Source organism: Bacillus sp. FSL K6-0073 (assembly GCF_038006085.1).
In the GTDB taxonomy this organism is placed as follows: Bacteria; Bacillota; Bacilli; order Bacillales; family Bacillaceae_G; genus Bacillus_A; species Bacillus_A cereus.
Map to the genome: position 1 here is coordinate 2,176,998 of NZ_JBBOUN010000001.1, position 19,604 is coordinate 2,196,601.

A 19,604-nucleotide genomic window follows, 5' to 3' on the forward strand; every position below is an offset into this window, starting at 1 on the left:
TAGAACCTATTTTAGGAGGGAAAAAATGAGAACATCTAATCCAATGCTGAAAAAAGAGGCATTCCGTAAAGAGGGAGCAAGTGCTTCTGCGATGACGATTGGCGGAACAGTAGGCAAAACGTTTATTATGCTTATCTTGCTACTTGCAACGTCTGTCTATTCATACATACAGATGATGCAGGGGACGATGAAGATGCCAGTATTAATTGGTGCTTTAATCGTTGCGGCAATCATCGCATTCGCGTCTATGTTCTTCCCGCGCATTTCACCTTTTGGTGCACCAATCTATGCAGCGGTAGAAGGGGTTGTGTTAGGAAGTATTTCAGCAGTTTATACAATGAAATTTGGCGATTCTATCGTTTTAAATGCTGTATTACTAACAATCTCAATTCTATTTGCAATGTTAGTGTTATATGCAACACGTGTAGTAAAAGTAACGGATAAATTCCGTACAGGCGTTATGGCAGCAACACTTGGAATTATGGTTATGTATTTAGTCGTATTCCTACTAAATATGTTTGGTGTAACTGTTCCATACATTCACCAAGGTGGTACAATCGGTATTATTATTAGTGCAGTTGTTATTGTAGTTGCTGCATTAAACTTATTACTAGATTTCGATTTAATCGAAAATGGTGTACGTAGTCAAGCTCCGAAATATATGGAGTGGTATACTGCGATGGGACTAATGCTTACATTAGTATGGTTATACTTAGAAATTCTTCGTTTCGTTTCTTACTTTACGAAAAATGACTAATAAAAAAATCCTGCATGAGAAATGCAGGATTTTTTTATTTTTAAAGATAAATTGATTTTATGGTATAATATGGATATTGGTAACTTGAGTTAAGGGGGGATGGAATATGATGAAAGAGAAGAAAGGGATTATGAAAAAACTATTTTCTAAAAGTTTTTTCATAGAACTAGATGAAGCTTTAACGTATCCATCATCAAAAGTTATTACTTCAGCGATTGAAGGATATGCAACTGAATGCAATGAAAGACTAAAATTTGAGAGTAAAGTTAAACCGATTACTTTCTACTTAGAAAATGTAATGTACCGTGCTGAAATAAAGATGGCCCGCGGAGGATATTACATATCTTGTACTGAAGTGTAATAAATTTTGAAACCATACATGTTTGAACTATGTATGGTTTCTTTTTTTGTTTTGTAAGGTCCAAAATAATACTTTCTACTTACGGATATATCATTTTGTGCTTTTTACCATTCAAACATTTCTCCTTACAATGAAGAAAAACATGTGAGGTGGTATAACTTATGATGAATCGAGTTGTATTAATCGGTAGATTGACAAAGGAGCCAGAATTATACTACACAAAACAAGGCGTCGCTTATGCACGAATATGTGTTGCGGTGAATAGAGGATTTCGAAATAGTTTAGGTGAACAACAAGTCGATTTTATTAATTGTGTCGTTTGGCGCAAATCGGCTGAGAATGTAGCTGAATATTGTAAGAAGGGGTCGCTCGTTGGGATTACAGGGCGTATTCAGACTAGTAATTACGATGATGAACAAGGCAAGAGAATATATAGAACTGAAGTTGTGATTGAGAGTATTACCTTTTTGGAGAGAAGGCGGGAGGGGGCATCGTAATAAAAGGTGATTTTAAGTAATAGCTTCGGAAAAAATTGTGGAAAGTATTTTAATAAACTTAAAGAGGGGATACCGCCAGCTTTTTTGAAAAAACAAGTAAAGAGTATACAAAATTTTATAACGTTTTTTGGCTAATCCAGTAACAAACGAGAATCGTAAAACTCATCACAGGATAGGAATGTATAAAAAGATGAATCGAGTGATAGAAAATAAAAAAAGGGATTCCTTCTGAGAGTAAGGAATCCTCCTTTTTGTTGCTACCGATAATAGGACGTTATGTTAATTAGAAATGTATACTATATTCATAAAATTGGAACTGTTCAATTTGTTTAAAAAAACTATAGTTGAAATTCTTTCTTTATAATTTCAGCTACTTCTGTAGCATTTAAATTCGTATTATTGATCCTTATATAATTTTTCTCTGTAATTTCTCCTTCTCTTGAATTTAATCTAAAATTTTCAAATGTGCTTAATAAATTTTGTTCAGATTGTTCAATATTTCTTTTCGTTGGCTTATGTTCAAGTCGATGAGGTGTTTTATTTCGTTGAAGTCTTTCTTCTACATCAGCTTCTAATTCAACAAAATAAATATCAACCCCTTGGGAACGAAAAATATTACATATACTTTCAACATCATCCCAATCGTTCTTTTCATTAAACGCCCATACGTATGTAAAAATCATTCCATAATGTTCACTCTTTGAAAATGATTGAAATATTTCCTTTCGAAAAAGATGGGTCAATCGCCACATTTCCGAAGAGAATCCATACAATGGCTCCAATAAATCAATTGTCATATGGTTATGAAATAATTTTAAATCAGTCATCTTTGCTAGTTCTTGTCCAACTGTCATTTTCCCAACTGCTTGTGGCCCAAATATCAAAACAAACTTTTTCATCGAATTCCCTCCAAAAAATAATAAGACATTAATTACAAAATAAGAGATTCTGTAAATGTATCATAATCAAAATATTTTGTAGAATCTATATACTTTTCTGCCTTTTGTATTATAAAAATAGTTGTCTTCCAATAACGAAAATTATGTAAATAAGCTATCCATATGGATAGCTTATTATATTTTTTTGCTTAGCGTGTTTTTTTCAAAAATACTGGCGATGCCTCAAGAAATGGATGAAAAATAAAAATCATCGGAAACGAAATCTTTTAAAATCTCATTCCTAATTTGAAATGTAAAAAAGAATGAAATAGGATGGTAGCGGGACGAAAGTAGTAAAATTAAGCATCCGAGTAGGAGTATAGAGTGATAACATGTTACAATACAGCTAAGAACATGCAATAAAGGAGAGTTTTTTACGTGAAGATTAAAGCAATTGAACCGACGCCAAGTCCAAATACAATGAAAGTTATTTTGAATGAAGTATTACCATCAGGAGCGCGTAATAATTATACAAATGAAAATAAAGAACAAGCACCAATGCAAGTGCAAGAAATTTTGAAAATTGAAGGCATTAAAGGTGTGTATCATGTAGCTGACTTTTTAGCAGTGGAGCGAAATGCGAAGTTTGACTGGAAAGTTTTATTACAACAAGTTCGTGCTGTTTTCGGCGAAGAAGTAGTGGAAGAAAGTGAAGAACAACAACTTGCTCATTTTGGAGAAGTGAAAGTGTTTGTTCAAATGTTCTTTACAATTCCAATGCAAGTAAAGTTAACAGATGGAACGACGGAAGAACGTGTTGGTTTACCTGATCGTTTTAAAGAATCAATTATGAAAGTGCAAATGTCTGCACCAAACGTTGTAAAAGAGCGTAAATGGGTAGAACAAAGTACACGTTACGGTAATTTTGAAGAAATTGGGAAAGAAGTAGTGGAAGAGATTGTTGCTGCTTATTCAGAAGAACGTGTAAATGAAACGGTTAAAGAATTATTAAATCAAGCAGGTGCTGTTGAAGTAACGATTCAAAAGCGTGAGCCATATAAAGTAACAGAAGAGATGATGAAAGATTCTGACTGGAAAAACCGTTTTGCAGCATTAGAACAAATGGATCCTACTGAAGAAGATATTCCAGTGTTGAAGATGGCGTTAGATGATGAAAAAGTTTCAATACGCCGCTTAGCAACAGCGTATTTAGGTATGGTAAAAGGTGATGAAGTATTACCGTTATTATATAAAGCGTTGTTAGATCGCTCTGTAAGTGTTCGCCGTACTGCAGGAGATTGTTTATCAGATGTAGGTGATCCGGCAGCGATGTTCGTTATGATTAAATCTCTGAAAGATCCAAGTAAATTAGTACGCTGGCGTGCAGCGATGTTCTTATTTGAACTTGGAGATGAAAGTGCGATTCCAGCATTAAAAGCAGCGCAAGATGATCCAGAGTTTGAAGTAGCGATGCAAGCACGTCTAGCATTAGAGCGTATTGAAGGCGGAGAAGAAGCAAAAGGTTCTGTATGGAAACAAATGACGGAGTCACGTAAAGGGGAATAATGTATGATTGTTTTCTATGATAGTTGGTGTCCGATGTGTACGGCCGTTGCAGAACGTACGAAAAAATTAGATAAAAAGGGTAAGATGAAATTTGTTTCATTTCGAAATGAAGATGTAGTTGAGAAGTATGAGCTTTCTCAAGAACTACAAAGTAAGATGGAACAAAGACTGTATATTTTTAAAAATAATAAGTGGTATGACGGTATTCAGAGCATAGATGTATTAGCAAAGGCCGTTCCATCTTATTGGTTTGCAGTTCCTTTTATAAAGCTATCTATCGTACTTGGTTTTGGAAGTAAAGTATACGATTATATCGCTAATAATAGAAAACTTGTTCCAGTGGGACATTGCCGCGGTGGGGTTTGTGAAATCCCTACAAAAAAATGAAATCATCGTTATCTTTCTTTTGCACCTATTAATAGAGCGTGATATGATGAATTTGGAATGAAAGTTGAAGGAGAGATTACAAGATGTCAAATGCTTATGAAGAATACATGCGCCAAATGGTAATCCCAATGCGCCAAGAGTTAGTGCGTTCTGGGTTTGAAGAGTTAACTACAGAAGAAGCTGTAACAGAATTTATGGAAAATACATCAGGTACAACTTTAGTAGTTGTAAACTCTGTTTGTGGTTGTGCAGCTGGTTTAGCACGTCCATCAGCAGGTCAAGCGGTTGTTCGTGCTGAAAAACAACCTGATCATCTTGTAACTGTATTCGCAGGTCAAGATAAAGATGCTACTGCAAAAATGCGTGAATACTTCGGAGAAATTCCTCCATCTTCACCATCTATGGCATTATTAAAAGGAAAAGAAGTTGTTCACTTCATTCACCGTCATGAAATTGAAGGTGCAACTATGGACGAAATTATTACGAACTTAGAACAAGCTTTCGAAAAGAATTGCTAAAGAAGGGGGAGAGTAAATCTCCCTCTTTTCTTTATATAGAGGTGAAACCATGATCGTAACAACAGCAGGAAGAACGAATAAAGAAATGACAGATTATGCAAACGAGGTAGCAGCAGAATTAAATGCTTCTTTCGTTAAACGTAATGACATACCAGTACATAAGCTGCATGAGCAGTATGAACAAGATGTGCTTGTCGTAGGGAGGAACCGATTAGCTATTTATCCGAAAGGTACGGAAGAATCGTTTTTCTTTCATCCGAACTCAGCGATGTTTCGTGTGAAAAGGTTAATGCGTGGAGAACACGATCCGTTTGTACAAGCCACGCAATTAGAGAGAGGAATGACAGTGTTAGATTGTACGCTCGGTATGGCATCAGATAGTATTGTAGCTAGTTATGTTGTTGGTGAAAGCGGAAAAGTAACAGGACTTGAAGGCAATGAGTATATGGCTTATATTATGGAAAATGGTTTGAAAACATGGTCTTCATCCGTTTCTGAAATTGATGAAGCAATGCAAAGAATTCAAGTAAAGCAAATGGAGCATTTTTCATTTTTAGCGCAATGTGAAGACAATAGTTACGATGTCGTTTACCTTGATCCGATGTTTGAAGAAACTGTCATAGAATCTGACGGAATTAAAGGATTAAAACACTTCGCTTTGTATCATGATATTACTGACGAAACAATTGCGGAGGCAAAACGAGTGGCGAGAAAACGTGTCGTTTTAAAAGATCATTTTCGTAGTTCTAGATTTGAAAAACACAATTTCCACGTATACAAAAGAAAAAGTGCTAAGTTTCACTTTGGTGTAATTGACCCTTGCTAATTGTTTGAAAAGATGTATAATAAGCAATAATTAATTAAATATACTGTCTGTGATGAAGAGAGTAGTCTTTTTTAGAAGGAAAGCGAGCTAGGGATGGTGTGAGCCTAGTACGGAAGAAAAAGATGAAGCGCACTTCGGAGATGCTTCTTGAACGAATAGTAGAGAAAGCCGAGGCCCTCTGTCCTCGTTATAAACGGGAAAGTGGTTCGTAACGAACAACAAGGGTGGTACCACGGGTTAAAACTCGTCTCTTTTTTAGAGACGAGTTTTTTGTGTTTTAAAAAATAAGGAGGTTGTATCATGGATTATAAAATGCAGTTTGCGGAAAGTTTATCTAATATTTTCACGAATGAATTAACGCAAAAACAAATTTTAGATTTAATTGAAACACCGAAACAAGATGAATTTGGAGATGCAGCGTTCCCATGCTTTTCATTAGCGAAGCAATATAAAAAAGCACCAGCTCTTATCGCAAAGGAAGTTGCTGAGAAATTCAATGATCAGTTTTTTACGAAAGTAGAAGCCGTTGGTCCTTATGTAAATGTATTTTTCAATCGTGAAACTGTAAGTGATGCAGTATTAAAAACAGTTTTAGCGGAGAAAGAAGAGTTCGGTCAAAACCACTTTGGCTGTGAAAAAACAGTAGTAATTGATTATTCCTCTCCTAATATCGCGAAACCTTTTTCGATGGGGCATTTACGTTCTACAATGATAGGAAATTCGCTGAAACATATCGCTGAAAAATGTGGCTATGAAGTTGTAGGGATTAATTATATAGGAGATTGGGGAACACAGTTTGGAAAGTTAATTACGGCTTATAAAAAATGGGGAAATGAAGCAGTAGTTAAAGAAGATCCAATACGTGAGCTATTTAAGTTATATGTCCAATTCCATGAAGAGGTAAAAGACGACGAAGAACTAGAAGAAGAAGGACGTGCTTGGTTTAAGAAATTAGAAGAAGGTGATGAAGAAGCGGTAGAGCTTTGGAATTGGTTCCGTCATGAGTCCCTTAAAGAATTTTCTCGCATTTATGAACTTCTCGGCGTAGAATTTACTAATTTTCAGGGAGAAGCATTTTATAATAATTTAATGGAAGATTTTATTGGGATTTTAGAAGAACATGAGTTGCTTGAAGAATCAGAAGGTGCATTAGTCGTTAATTTAGAAGAAGAAGGAATGCCGCCTTGCCTAATTAGAAAATCAGATGGTGCGACGATTTATGCAACGCGTGACTTAACGGCAGCTTTATATCGTCAAAACACTTATGGGTTTGATAAAGCGCTATATGTTGTTGGTCCAGAACAAAGCTTACATTTCAATCAATTTTTCACCGTATTAAAAAAACTTGGCTATACTTGGGTTGATGGTATGGAACACGTACCGTTTGGCTTCATTTTAAAAGATGGTAAGAAAATGTCGACACGTAAAGGAAGAGTTATTTTACTTGAAGAAGTACTCGAAGAAGCAATCGAACTTGCAAAACAAAATATTGAAGAGAAAAATCCAAACTTAAAACAAAAAGAAGAAGTAGCAAAGCAAGTCGGTGTTGGTGCAGTCATCTTCCATGATTTAAAAAATGAGCGTATGCATAATATCGAATTCTCATTAGAAAATATGCTGAAATTTGAAGGAGAAACAGGACCTTACGTACAGTACACACATGCACGTGCTTGTTCTATTTTAAGAAAAGAAAGTGTAGAATTTGAAACATGTACATTTGCTTTAAAAGACGATCATAGCTGGAGTGTCGTAAAATTACTTAATAAATTCCCTCAAGTAATTGAAGCAGCTTTCAATAAAAATGAGCCATCTATTATTTCGAAATATATATTAGATGTAGCACAATCATTCAATAAATATTACGGTAATGTTCGTATATTAGAAGAGAGCGCAGAAAAAGACAGCAGACTCGCATTGGTTTATGCTGTGACGGTTGTATTAAAAGAAGGATTACGTTTACTTGGGGTGGAGGCACCTGAGGAAATGTAACATAGTAGTAAACTGACAAACTGGGTCTAGTATAAACCTGGTTTGTTTTTTTATTGGATATATATTTTTTTTGCAAAATCAATTAAAATCTTTTTAGAGAGGGTGATTCATATTGATTCGAACTTTTATTTTACAAATTCCTTGTCATAGAAGATTAGATAGGAGTTTTTTTAAACTACAAAAGTACATACCTTTATGTGCGCGTTGTACAGGCATGCTTATTGGTATTTTAATGTTTCCAATTTATTTTTATATGACACCTTCATTTCTTTTGGCAATCATACTATCATTTTTCGCTCAAATTCCGTTACTTATGGATGGGTTCACCCAAAAGTGGAAATGGAGAAGTAGCTCAAATTTGCTAAGAATAACTACTGGTGTATTAAGCGGTAATGGTATGGGATTATTCATTTCCTCTAGTGTTATATGGATATTATCTTAAGATATATAGTAATGGAGGTATTTACATAGATGTTCTGGATTTATTTAATTCTAATTTTTATTTCAGGCGGAAGTGGAATTGGTTTTATGACTCAAAATAAGTATACAGAAGCAATAATAGCTTTTGTTATTTGTATACTATTGTTTGGGCTACTGTATTATTATCTTAAAAGAAACAAAAGAAAGAGAAAAGCAGATTGTGACGATTTAGACTGTACGGATTGTTTTGATTGTGATTGTACTTGTTAAATTTTTCTTCCAAATAAAAAGCTAGTGTATTTTTAATAATACACTAGCTTTTTGCTTTGAAATTTTAAGAAAAGTGTAGGAATACGGCTATTATATAGAGAACTTTAGTTTTGTATATAAAAGGAGGCGGGAAAATAATCTGTTTTGAACCACATTGGATTTCTAATATGGCTTCTTATTTACTAGATGGGGAGAAACAATCGGAATTTATTCAGCTAGGTGTTTTGCAGAAATTATTTGAAAGTGATACGCAAAGAAATGGTAAAGATGGCAATATAGGCATGAAAATACCGATATATTTAAGTGAATTAGGTGTGAAAAATATTGAATGTAGAGTAAGCGATAAAGTGAACTTTTTAGATTCAAATATGCATCACAATGATAAAAACGATTTGTATCAATCATTAAAAGAAGAGGGGATTGCAGGTGATCCGGGTGATAAGCAACAATTTGTAGAACGTTTAATAGCCAGAGGATTAACATATGATAATGCGCTAGCTCAATATGAAGCTGAACTACGATTTTTTAAAATATTTCATGTGTATTCTTCTTTTGTATACGCTCCCAATATGAAAATTACATTTGGTGACATAGTTTGTTAAAAGGTATGATGTATAAGGATTGTCGTTTAATGTCGATAAGTCGATATTCGACATATAATCGCTGATAAATGTTAAGAATCGGTCGATATAATTTGAAAATCGCCGATAAAATGAAAGAATCGCTGATATATTTGAATTATCGCCGATATAATTTTATGTACTAATTTCAGCTTCTACAAGATTAAAACCGCATGTTACGTTATTCCATATAATTAAACAAAATACGGAGAAAAACAATCATTTTTACTATATTTTGTTATAAATTTGAATAATATTAATTAATACCACCCACTATAAGAGATTTTAGTTGAATACATACTATATGGTGTGTAAAATCTAAGCAAGTAGCAGTTTAAATATAAATTCGAGGTGAATGCATGCTAGATTTTAAGCAGTTAGAAACTTGTTTAAAAGACAAGAGATTTGTAGATGGATTACAGGAAATAAATAATGAAATTGCATATATAAAAGAAACGAATACTTTATCCTATGTGAAGAATTGGCTTGCCAATATTCCTTCGCATAAGGAGTTCGATATATTAATTCGCCTTACTGATGAAGGGCTTATGCACCAATACAGTTCATTCCTCATTCGTTACGCTTATAAAAAATTCCCAAATATGAGAACGCTCTCTTTATATTGTGATGAGTTAATTGATGAGCGGAAAATTCTTGAAGCGGAGCAGTTGTTAAAATCTTCTTTAGAAGAGTTAAGTAAAGAAGAAATAGATGCAGATTTTTTAGCGAAAACATATTTTACGTTAGTACGATGTCTTTTAGAAATGAAACGAAACGAAGAAGCGTTAATGTATATGCAAAAAGCAGAGGAGTACAGTGCACGCGCAGTGTTTGATAAATGGGGCTACGTTTATATGCATACAGGTGAATGGGAGAAAGCGGAAGAACAATTTATTGCTGGCATGCAGCATGAAGATTGTGAAGAGTTATCTACCTATTTATTATCACAATTGTATGCGAATAAAGGAGACCAAAACCGCGCGATACAGTTAATCGATGATGCGATTGTAAAATTCCCACAAGTACCATATTTTCATTTTGAGAAGATAAAGTATTTATTAGATTTAGAGCAATATGAAGAGATGTTAGCGGTAATAGATAACATAAATACTCAGCTGCCATATCATGCCTATAATACTTACTTTGTACATTTACGTGCAGAAGCACTGTACAAAATGAATAAATTTGCAGATTTACAAAAACTATTAAAAGAAGAAAAGAGTTTAAAAGAATCTTTATATCATAATTTAGAAAAAAATCCGGATGGAAAAAAGGTTCACTTGCCGATAGTTCCTATTGTACAAAAGGATAATTATTGTGTTCCGACAAGTTTAGAGATGATGTTGCGTATATGGGGAGAGAAACGTACACAAGATGAAATAGCAGAGTTTATTTTTGATATGACAGGTTCGAAGTTTTCAGATACTGTTTCTTATTTAGAAGAATTAGGTTATGAATATCGTTATTTTAAAGGAAATGAAGAGAATTATAAGAGACTGATTGACGAAGGGATTCCTGTTTTATTAAGTATAGATATTGAGCATGCTTCACACGTACAAGTGTTATCTGGATATGATGATACATTGCAAGCTTTCTATGTTCAAGATCCAAACTTTATAGAACCAGTTCTTGTGGAATATAGTAAATTACAAGAAAAATATCGTTATACAGGCTGTTTAGCAATCACGTTTGTTCCGAAAGAAAAGAAGGAGCAACTAGCGTTTCTAAGTGAAGAAGAAAATCGTTATTTTAAATCTATTTTTTCTCTTACGGATCATTTAGATGAACATGACAAAGAGGGAATTAGTAACTTAGTACAATTTTTAAAAGAAACGAGTGATAATCCAAATACGTGGTTATATACGATAAAGCACTTAGATGTTGAAGTAGATAAAGAATTTATTTTATATTGTATCGATAAGTTAATGGAAAAGTTTCCGAACTCGGACTTTGTTAAATTGCATGGTGCACAGTGTTTTATTCGTCTTCAAGAAGTAGAGAAAGCGGAGCAAATGCTGACAAGCGTTGAGAAGAAAAATAATCGTGCTTTATATCATTTAATAAACGGAAGATATGCGTTTGAACAGGAAAGTTATCTAGAAGCGATTTCAAGCTTTCGTTCATCGTTACAATTAGACGCAGATCAGCCTATTGCTTGGAGTTTTCTCGCTTTATCCTATATGTATATTGATCAATCTGAAAAAGCATTGCAATACTCTCAAGTTGCGTTAGAGCGTAGTCCTGAAAGGTTCACTTTAACAAATCACGGTTTAATATTAATAGATTTAGAAAGATATGAAGAAGCATATGAAATCTTTAATGACTTGTTAAAAGAGTATAAATATGAAGCGCATGTATGGTATGAACGAGCGAGATGTGCACATCAACTAGGGAAATTATATTTAGCAATAAAGGGGCTTAAAGTAGCGATTCATTTGGATAGTAATGCACCTTACATTTATACGAAACTTTCGGAAATATACGAATCTGATTTGAAGGATGAGGAAAGTGCGAAAGAAATTTTATTAAACGGTATTGAGAATTGTGATGATAAAGCACCTCTTTACGTAAAATTAGGTGACTATCATTTTCAAAATGATAGCTTGGAAGAAGCAGAAGTATTGTATAAGCGTGCTTTAGAAGAAAATGATGAGGATGTTTATTCTCACTTCGGACTTACACAAGTTTATATGGCAAGAGAACAATATAAGGAAGCAAAAGAATATATTCTTGGTCTTGAGAAGCAAATTGAAAAGAGCCAAGATTTCCTCATGAATGCAGGAATGGTTTTATGGGATGCTGAAATTGAACTTGGTGGAAATGAAGAAGGATTTAAAGTAGCGCTATCTAAGTTAGAAAATGGTATAAAGAAAAGTGATTATAATGTAGCAAGTGCGTTAGATGAATATGTGAATCGAATTAAAGGAACGGAATTTGTACAACGAGGTATAGCATTTTTAAGAACGTTACACAAAGAAAGAAATGAAGTAAGTGAGTACGGTTGTTATGCAGGTATTTTATATGAATCTATTGGACAGTACGGCCAAGCGATGAAAAGATATAATAAGGCGATAGAACAAATGGAAACGGCATTACCGTATTACCGAATTGGCGAAACACTTATGGCATTAGGGCAATTGACGGAAGCAAAGCAGGCGTATGAAACATGTTTAGAGCTTGATGGGAATTTCGTAGGTGTACATTTACAGCTTGCGGAAATATACGAAAAAGAAGAAAACCGTTCTAAAGAACAAAGTCATATGGTTCAGGCGATGAAAGAAGAGCCGTTGCATATTAATATGGAATATTTGGCACAGCTTTCAGTAGAAATGAACCTTCAGGAAGAATTGCTGATTGAACTAGAACAATTAGCGGACGAAGTACCTGAAATATGGCGTTTAGATGCGATTGCATATGTGTACGGAGCGATGAATGAAACAGATAAAGAACAAGCACAGATTGAATACGCGCTACAATTAGATGGTGAGCATATAGAAGTACTATATCATTATGCAAAAGTATTAGTGAAAAAAAGAAATGTAAAAGCAATTGAAGTTGCAATGAAAGTAATACAAAAAGATTTTGATAATGAACGTATATTTGATGTTTATGTAAAAGCAGTAGAGCAACATAAAAAATTGTCTAACATACGAGATTTTCTTCATACATTAAAGGTGAAAAAAGCAGAAAGAAGTACAGCATTCATGTATGCTGCAGCTGCGGTTACGGAAATATGGATTGAACGCCAGCTGCATGAACAGCCGAAACGATCTATCATTACGAGAGCTTTTTATCGTATGAAAAATCGTGCGAAAGAAATTTCAATGGTTACTATGATAATTGATTTATATGAAATCTCTTTAAAGTTAAATCCGAAAAATAGTATGGCAGCACAGCGATTTGCGCTATTTTATGAGAATGTAGAGATGAATAAAGAAGCAATAGAGATTCTGCACACGTCACTAGAAAATAAATGGGATTATGACGTAGCGAAGCAACTTGTAAATCTTTTCGTTGAGTGCGAGGAAGAAGATATGTTAAGAGATGCTTTGGAATTAACGAAACAAATGGTTCGAGAACTACCAGATGATTATGATACTCTTCTTCTGCAAGCACAAGTATTCTTTAAAGCAGGGGAAGAAAGAAAAGCAGAAAAGATTATCTTACAATTAACAGAGCAAACACCGTTTGTAAGTAGAGCATTTCTTGCTTTAGGAGAAATATATCAAAGTCAAGAAAGGTTTGAAGAGGCAATTCATGTATTAGAAAATGCTTCTGTACATCATCCAAATGAAACAGCAATTCTTCTTTCTTTAGCATCTTCATATCATGGTGTCGGCCAAACGATAAAGGCAGAAAAAATAACAAATGAAGTATTAATAATTGACGCGAGTGATTTGTTAGCAAGATATGATCGTGCTTGTTATTTAGCGCAGTTAAATAGAAATGAAGAGGCGAAGGAAGAGCTTGAATTTGTCCTTCGTGAGGATGAATCGGGATTCTTTGCTGAACTTATTGAGGATGATGAAAATTTAGCAGCATTGCGAGAATTTGAAAAGTAATTGTATAAGAATAGGGGAAAAAGATAAGGATATATTTTGAATTAGTTGACAATTAGTTGCTAAATGGCATAAAATAACTTTTAACAAAGTATACAAATCTGAAGACGAGAAAGAGTAAAATAGTGAGCTGTTCTCCAGAGAGCCGGTATATTGCTGAAAGCCGGTGTGCAGACGTTATTTGAAAATCATCTCCGAGGAGCCGAGGCTGAAAGTAAGTAAGCCCGGACGGATGTCTACCGTTACAAAGAACACGTATGATAGTACGTTGCTAAGTGCTATTAGTGAAAAAGCTAATAGAATTAGGGTGGTATCGCGGGTAAACCCGTCCCTACTTTATAGGGACGGGTTTTTTGTGTGCTTTAAAATATTCAAAGGAGTGATTGTATATGGAAAAAGTAGATGTAAAAGAATCAGCTGTAGGAAGAGAAATGCGAATTCGCAAACAGTGGAACGAACAAAATATTTTCGAACAATCAATTCAGAATCGAGAAGGCGCACAGTCTTTCGTATTTTATGAAGGACCACCAACGGCGAACGGACTACCGCATGTAGGTCATGCACTTGGACGAACAATTAAAGACTTAGTAGCAAGATATAAAACGATGGCTGGTTATAAAGTGTTAAGAAAAGCGGGATGGGATACACATGGTTTACCTGTAGAATTAGGCGTTGAGAAGCAACTTGGTATTTCTGGTAAACATGAGATCGAAGAATATGGCATTGAACCATTTATTCAAAAGTGTAAAGAGAGTGTTTTCACATATGAGAAGCAGTGGCGTGAATTCACTGAAAGTATTGGTTATTGGGTAGATATGGATGATCCATATGTAACTTTAAAGAATCCATATATCGAAAGTGTATGGCATATTTTGGGGACAATCCATGAAAAAGGATTGTTATATAAAGGACATAGAGTTTCACCATACTGCCCAAGCTGCCAAACCTCATTGAGCTCACATGAGGTTGCACAAGGGTATAAAACAGTAAAAGATTTAAGTGCAACTGTGAAGTTTAAAGTGAAAGATAGTGAAAATGAGTATTTCTTAGGTTGGACCACAACACCTTGGACACTTCCAGCAAACGTTGCGCTTGCTGTCCATCCAAATATGGAATACGTTAAAGCAAAACAAGAAGGTCATGTATATATTGTTGCGAAAGAACGTGTACAAGAAGTATTAAAAGAGAACTATGAAGTATTATCTGTTCATAAAGGCGGAGAATTATTAAACACATCTTATACAGCGCCATTTCCGATGAAAGAAGTTACAAATGGTTACCACGTTATCGCAGCAGATTTTGTAACGGCAGATAGTGGTACAGGACTTGTTCATATTGCTCCAGCATATGGAGAGGACGATTATAGAGTCGTTCAAAGTGAAGGATTGTCATTTTTGCACGTTGTAGATGAAAAAGGTGAGTATACAGAAGCAGTACCATTTTTGAAAGGGAAATTTGTAAAAGATTGTGACGTGGATATCGTTCGTTATTTAGCGAAGGAAGGTTTACTGTATCATAAAGAAAAATATGAACATAGCTATCCGCATTGCTGGCGTTGTGATTCACCACTACTTTATTATGCAGGAGAAAGTTGGTTAATCCGAACAACTGCAATTAAAGATACATTTTTACAAAATAATAATTCTGTTACTTGGTATCCGGATCATATGAAACATGGGCGCTTTGGTAAGTTTTTAGAAAATATGGTAGATTGGAATATTAGCCGAAATAGATATTGGGGAACGCCATTGAATGTATGGGAATGTGAAAGTTGTGATCATCAGTTCGCACCGAAAAGCATTGCCGAATTAAGAAAGCATAGTACGAAAGAAACACCAGAAGATTTGGAATTGCATAAGCCTTATGTAGATGAAGTGCAAGTGTGCTGCGGGAAATGCGGAGGCACAATGAATCGTACACCAGAAGTGATTGATGTTTGGTTTGATAGTGGTTCTATGCCATTTGCACAATATCATTACCCATTTGAAAATAAAGAGTTATTTGAAGAGCAGTTTCCAGCGGATGTTATTGCTGAAGGAATTGATCAAACACGCGGCTGGTTTTATAGTTTATTAGCAGTATCAGCACTATATACAGGAAAAGTACCGTATAAACGAGTGTTATCGCTAGGGCATGTTTTAGATGAAGAAGGGCAGAAAATGTCTAAAAGCAAAGGAAATGCACTAGATCCAGTTGATTTAGTAGATAAGTTTGGTGCAGATGCGCTAAGATGGGCTTTACTTGTTGATAGTGCCCCGTGGAATGCGAAGCGTTTTTCTGAAAGAACAGTACTGGAAGCGAAATCTAAATTTGTAGATACATTAGTCAATGTGTATAGCTTCTACGTTTTATATGCAAATTTAGATGAGTATAATCCGAAAGAAACGTATGATGTAAAGCTTACGAAATTAGACGAATGGGTATTATCAAGATTGCATAGTACAACGAAAAAAGTGAGAACTGCACTTGATGATTATCAATTTACGAATGCAGCTCGTGAAATTGCAGCACTTGTAGATGAAGTGAGTAACTGGTATGTAAGACGCTCACGTAATCGTTTCTGGGAATCTGGTATGAACGCTGAGAAAGCAGCTGCGTATGAGACACTTCATGAAGTGCTTGTAACAATTAGTAAATTAATTGCACCATTTACACCGTTTGTCGCGGAAGACATTCATCTAAATTTAGAAGGAAGCAGCGTTCATTTAGCCGATTATCCAGTTGTAAATGAATCACTACTTCAACCGAAATTAGAAGCGGAAATGGATGCTGTTTTACAAGTTGTTGAACTTGGAAGAAGTAATCGTAATCAGCATTCTTTAAAAGTAAAACAGCCGCTAGCAGAACTTGTATTACTTGAGCATAACGAGAATGATATGGATTGGGAATCTTATCGTGATATCGTTATGGATGAGTTAAATGTAAAAGCGTTCCATGTTGAACTCGATGAAACAAAATACACATCATATCAATTGAAGCTTAATTTTAAAACAGCGGGGCCGAAATTCGGTAAAAATGTGAATGCAGTGAATGGTTGGCTAAAACAATTATCACAAGAAGAAGTACAAAACTTTGTATCAACAGGAAGAGCAGTTTACGAAGCAACACCAGGAGAAGAAGTAGTTGTAACTGCTGAAGATGTGTTAGTTGAGAAAGTTGCAAAATCAGGATTCTCTAATACGACTAACGGACAATATACAGTTATGTTAGATACGAATGTAACGGAAGAATTGTTACAAGAAGGAGTAGCGCGTGAATTCATTCGTGCGGTTCAAGAATATCGTAAACAGTTGAATTTACCAGTTAATTTACGAGTCGATGTTATTCTTGATACAGAAGTAGAGCTACAGAGAACGTTAACGAACCATAAAGATTTATTGGAAGAAAACTTACTCGTTAAACAATTTACATTTGGTCACTTAACGAACGAAGACGATGAACTTTCTTTAGGTGAAACAAAACTTAGAATTAAATTAAGTGCAGCTAATTAAAGAAAAAAGGAAGTTGGAATGATTCCAACTTCCTTTTTGTATGATTAGAATTTATTTGACTATACATTCGATAGGACCACTAGCAATTGTCTTTTTTCATAGCGTACCGAACACAATACTGTAGAAATATATTTCTACAGTATTGTGTTCGGTTTATACATAAATATTGAGAAAATTTCACTTACCCTAAATGAAAAGGTAATAGAAGTGTTCATAGAGAATTACTCGTAGATTCAATTTTTATCCATCCGTTTTGCGGGGAATGATTGCCTAGTGGTAATGGGATAAGGTTGAGCTACTTTATTAGGGGGAGTGGTTCTATGTTTAATAAAAAAATGGTGGCAATGGCAATGACTGTGCCGTTAGTAATGGGGACAATTACTACGGTTTCGGCATTGGAAAAACAACAGCAAGTAAAGTTAGAAGCTTATTCGCCACAGAAAAAAGCAACTGAATATTTAAAAGAAAATGCTGCGCAGTATGGATTGAAAACAGATCTTTCAGACTTGCAATATATTTCTACAACAGAAACGTCAGTAGCTTCATATGTTAGGTTCCAACAAGTTGTTAATGGTGCACCTGTATTTTCAAAACAAATAACAGTTACGCTTAACGGAGAGGGAAAGGGAGTACTCGCTGTTTCTGATTATCAGCCTGTTACAGGTGTGAAGGAAGTAACGACAAAAATTAGTGAAAAAGATGCAATACAAAAATCAATGGCGTATGTTGGAGAAGCAAGTGAGCAAAATTTATGGGCTCCTACAGATAAAGAGTTCGGATATATTGTTGAAGAAGGAATTGCTCGTCCAGTATATAAAGTTGTAGTCCATTCTAATAATCCATTTGGTGCATGGGAAACATTTATTGATGCAGAAAATGGAAAGTTAATTAAAAAGGTTGATATAAACCGAAAAGCTGAAGGGTCAGGAAAAGTATTTTTACCTAACCCAGTCGTATCTAGCGGTAGTAAAGTAGGCTTAAAAGATAATAACGATGCAGATTCAACAGCTCTAACGAACCAACTGAAAACTGTTACGTTAAAAGGTTTAGATGGAACAGGATTTTTAATTGGAGAATATGTAACGATTTCTTCAAAAGCGAAAACAAAATCTACGAATTTACAATTTAACTATACACGCGCAAATGATAGCTTTGAAGATGTTATGTCGTACTATCATATCGACACATTGCAACGTTACATTCAAAGTCTAGGTTTTAAAAATATTAATAACCGTTCGATAAAAGTGAATGTTAATGGTACAACTGATGATAACTCATTCTATTCTCCATCAACAAAAGCTTTAACTTTCGGTACTGGCGGTGTTGATGATGCAGAAGATGCTGGTATTATCGCACATGAATATGGGCATTCGATTCAAGATAACCAAGTTCCTGGCTTTGGTAGTTCAGCAGAAGGTGGAGCGATGGGAGAAGGATTTGGCGACTTCTTAGGTGCTACGTATGAAGATGCAGTATCGACGACAGGGTACGGAAAAGCATGTGTTGGAGAATGGGATGCGACTGCTTATTCTAGTTCAGATCCGACGTGCTTACGCCGATTAGATACGAATAAAGTGTATCCGAAAGATATTACAAATGAGGTACATGATGATGGGGAAATTTGGGCACAAGGCCAATATGAAATGGCACAAGCATTTGGACGTGATGTAGCAACGAAAATTATTTTACAATCGCACTGGTCATTAACACCAAACTCTAAATTCAGTGATGGAGCAAAAGCAATTAAGCAAGCGGATGCTCTTTTATATGGCGGACAACATGCTGCTGATATCGATCGCATTTGGGCAGCGAGAGGCATTAGTACGAATTAATATAAAAAGTCGTGGCATTTATAAGCCACGACTTTTTAATTTGCTTACGAACTGGTACTAGTAAATAAAGCTATATCAATGATAGTGTGAATGTATCCATATCCCATTTACTTTTTAGCTTCTTTAAAAACAAAATGCTCTTTAAATTTTCTAGATTCAACTTTTTGACCATTTCGCATCGATCGGAATGGGTGTTCTTGCCATGTAATAATAACATCAACTTCATCCGCTTTTGTAGCAACAGGTAAATTAGCGTGTTCAAATCCAGTTTTTCCACTTGCCAAACGACTTTCCTTTAGGGAAAAGAGTTCATATTTCGTTTTCTTATTTGGTTCGTTGCGGAATACTTCTACGTTTACATTATATACTTCACTATTCCCGACATTCTTTACTGAAAAATGATATGTTTGAAATTCATCTTTTTTAGCTTGAAGCATATTCTTGTTTGTTTTTTTCGGTTTATCAATATTCACTTGCCATTGATCAGAGTTTTGAGAGATTGGTAAAGATTTTGGTGAATAGGCGTACGTTTCGTTTACTACAATTAAGCAAAACAAAAGGAGAAAGAAACTAATTGCTTTTTGCATATACACACCTCGCTTTAAAATTTTTATTAATATGCGTAAATGAATT

The 19,604-nt window shown here is 34.8% G+C and carries 15 protein-coding genes, 1 pseudogene and 2 other annotated features; of the genes and pseudogenes, 14 read left to right on the forward strand and 2 right to left on the reverse strand.

From position 1 onward, the window contains the following. Positions 1 to 25 precede the first annotated feature (25 nt). The 3 genes from MHB52_RS11470 (at position 26) to MHB52_RS11480 (ending at position 1,615) form a co-directional block, all read left to right on the forward strand. Positions 26 to 757, forward strand: coding sequence for a Bax inhibitor-1/YccA family protein (locus tag MHB52_RS11470; protein ID WP_001260655.1), 732 nt, complete (start codon positions 26 to 28; stop codon positions 755 to 757). A gap of 106 nt (positions 758 to 863) precedes the next feature. Continuing rightward, positions 864 to 1,118: a DUF4318 domain-containing protein gene (locus MHB52_RS11475; protein WP_000975140.1), complete on the forward strand. Its 255-nt coding sequence runs from the start codon at positions 864 to 866 to the stop codon at positions 1,116 to 1,118. A 161-nt stretch (positions 1,119 to 1,279) separates the two neighbouring features. Continuing rightward, positions 1,280 to 1,615 (forward strand): single-stranded DNA-binding protein, encoded by a 336-nt coding sequence (locus MHB52_RS11480; RefSeq protein ID WP_000982014.1) that lies wholly within the window; start codon positions 1,280 to 1,282, stop codon positions 1,613 to 1,615. 338 nt (positions 1,616 to 1,953) lie between these two features. Here the strand turns inward: MHB52_RS11480 and MHB52_RS11485 are convergent, their stop codons facing one another. Continuing rightward, a complete protein-coding gene (locus MHB52_RS11485) occupies positions 1,954 to 2,514 on the reverse strand; it encodes an AAA family ATPase (protein ID WP_000714951.1) in 561 nt (186 codons plus the stop codon). A 417-nt stretch (positions 2,515 to 2,931) separates the two neighbouring features. Here MHB52_RS11485 and MHB52_RS11490 point away from each other — a divergent pair, with 417 nt between their 5' ends. The 11 genes and pseudogenes from MHB52_RS11490 (at position 2,932) to MHB52_RS11540 (ending at position 18,971) form a co-directional block, all read left to right on the forward strand. After that, complete coding sequence (locus MHB52_RS11490) at positions 2,932 to 4,059, forward strand: conserved virulence factor C family protein (protein ID WP_016117719.1); 1,128 nt, start codon at positions 2,932 to 2,934, stop codon at positions 4,057 to 4,059. Between the two features lie 3 nt (positions 4,060 to 4,062). After that, on the forward strand, positions 4,063 to 4,446 hold the full coding sequence (locus MHB52_RS11495) for a thiol-disulfide oxidoreductase DCC family protein (protein ID WP_000634884.1): 384 nt from the start codon (positions 4,063 to 4,065) through the stop codon (positions 4,444 to 4,446). Positions 4,447 to 4,529: 83 nt separating this feature from the next. Further along, positions 4,530 to 4,964: a BrxA/BrxB family bacilliredoxin gene (locus tag MHB52_RS11500; protein ID WP_000063706.1), complete on the forward strand. Its 435-nt coding sequence runs from the start codon at positions 4,530 to 4,532 to the stop codon at positions 4,962 to 4,964. A 49-nt stretch (positions 4,965 to 5,013) separates the two neighbouring features. Further along, complete coding sequence (locus MHB52_RS11505) at positions 5,014 to 5,790, forward strand: class I SAM-dependent methyltransferase (RefSeq protein ID WP_061664229.1); 777 nt, start codon at positions 5,014 to 5,016, stop codon at positions 5,788 to 5,790. Between the two features lie 40 nt (positions 5,791 to 5,830). After that, positions 5,831 to 6,045, forward strand: a binding site (T-box leader). 45 nt (positions 6,046 to 6,090) lie between these two features. Beyond that, positions 6,091 to 7,779, forward strand: a complete 1,689-nt coding sequence (gene argS / locus MHB52_RS11510; protein ID WP_000384914.1) for an arginine--tRNA ligase — start codon at positions 6,091 to 6,093, stop codon at positions 7,777 to 7,779. Between the two features lie 112 nt (positions 7,780 to 7,891). Beyond that, entirely contained in the window at positions 7,892 to 8,221 is a 330-nt protein-coding gene (locus tag MHB52_RS11515) for a DUF2085 domain-containing protein (protein WP_016117720.1), read from the forward strand. A gap of 29 nt (positions 8,222 to 8,250) precedes the next feature. Then, positions 8,251 to 8,469, forward strand: coding sequence for a hypothetical protein (locus MHB52_RS11520; RefSeq protein ID WP_000498604.1), 219 nt, complete (start codon positions 8,251 to 8,253; stop codon positions 8,467 to 8,469). Between the two features lie 116 nt (positions 8,470 to 8,585). Continuing rightward, a pseudogene (locus MHB52_RS11525) lies at positions 8,586 to 9,071 on the forward strand (class I SAM-dependent methyltransferase); the annotation flags it as partial. 377 nt (positions 9,072 to 9,448) lie between these two features. Beyond that, complete coding sequence (locus MHB52_RS11530) at positions 9,449 to 13,651, forward strand: bacteriocin-processing peptidase family protein (RefSeq protein ID WP_061664228.1); 4,203 nt, start codon at positions 9,449 to 9,451, stop codon at positions 13,649 to 13,651. 92 nt (positions 13,652 to 13,743) lie between these two features. Further along, positions 13,744 to 13,984, forward strand: a binding site (T-box leader). Between the two features lie 53 nt (positions 13,985 to 14,037). Next, the gene (ileS, locus tag MHB52_RS11535; protein WP_016117722.1) at positions 14,038 to 17,139 is read left to right on the forward strand and encodes an isoleucine--tRNA ligase; all 3,102 of its coding nucleotides are present in this window, start codon (positions 14,038 to 14,040) and stop codon (positions 17,137 to 17,139) included. 320 nt (positions 17,140 to 17,459) lie between these two features. After that, positions 17,460 to 18,971: a M36 family metallopeptidase gene (locus tag MHB52_RS11540; RefSeq protein ID WP_016117723.1), complete on the forward strand. Its 1,512-nt coding sequence runs from the start codon at positions 17,460 to 17,462 to the stop codon at positions 18,969 to 18,971. A gap of 107 nt (positions 18,972 to 19,078) precedes the next feature. Here the strand turns inward: MHB52_RS11540 and MHB52_RS11545 are convergent, their stop codons facing one another. Next, positions 19,079 to 19,558 carry a hypothetical protein gene (locus MHB52_RS11545; RefSeq protein WP_001167912.1) on the reverse strand — a complete coding sequence of 160 codons (480 nt, stop codon included), beginning with the start codon at positions 19,556 to 19,558 and terminating at the stop codon, positions 19,079 to 19,081. Positions 19,559 to 19,604 lie beyond the last annotated feature (46 nt).

Coding starts and splice junctions, on each gene's coding strand:
- MHB52_RS11470 (WP_001260655.1), top strand. CDS start 26: ATGAGAACATCTAATCCAATGCTGAAAAAAGAGGCATTCCGTAAAGAG.
- MHB52_RS11500 (WP_000063706.1), top strand. CDS start 4,530: ATGTCAAATGCTTATGAAGAATACATGCGCCAAATGGTAATCCCAATG.
- MHB52_RS11485 (WP_000714951.1), bottom strand. CDS start 2,514: ATGAAAAAGTTTGTTTTGATATTTGGGCCACAAGCAGTTGGGAAAATG.
- MHB52_RS11520 (WP_000498604.1), top strand. CDS start 8,251: ATGTTCTGGATTTATTTAATTCTAATTTTTATTTCAGGCGGAAGTGGA.
- ileS (WP_016117722.1), top strand. CDS start 14,038: ATGGAAAAAGTAGATGTAAAAGAATCAGCTGTAGGAAGAGAAATGCGA.
- MHB52_RS11505 (WP_061664229.1), top strand. CDS start 5,014: ATGATCGTAACAACAGCAGGAAGAACGAATAAAGAAATGACAGATTAT.
- argS (WP_000384914.1), top strand. CDS start 6,091: ATGGATTATAAAATGCAGTTTGCGGAAAGTTTATCTAATATTTTCACG.
- MHB52_RS11545 (WP_001167912.1), bottom strand. CDS start 19,558: ATGCAAAAAGCAATTAGTTTCTTTCTCCTTTTGTTTTGCTTAATTGTA.
- MHB52_RS11540 (WP_016117723.1), top strand. CDS start 17,460: ATGTTTAATAAAAAAATGGTGGCAATGGCAATGACTGTGCCGTTAGTA.
- MHB52_RS11495 (WP_000634884.1), top strand. CDS start 4,063: ATGATTGTTTTCTATGATAGTTGGTGTCCGATGTGTACGGCCGTTGCA.
- MHB52_RS11475 (WP_000975140.1), top strand. CDS start 864: ATGATGAAAGAGAAGAAAGGGATTATGAAAAAACTATTTTCTAAAAGT.
- MHB52_RS11480 (WP_000982014.1), top strand. CDS start 1,280: ATGATGAATCGAGTTGTATTAATCGGTAGATTGACAAAGGAGCCAGAA.
- MHB52_RS11530 (WP_061664228.1), top strand. CDS start 9,449: ATGCTAGATTTTAAGCAGTTAGAAACTTGTTTAAAAGACAAGAGATTT.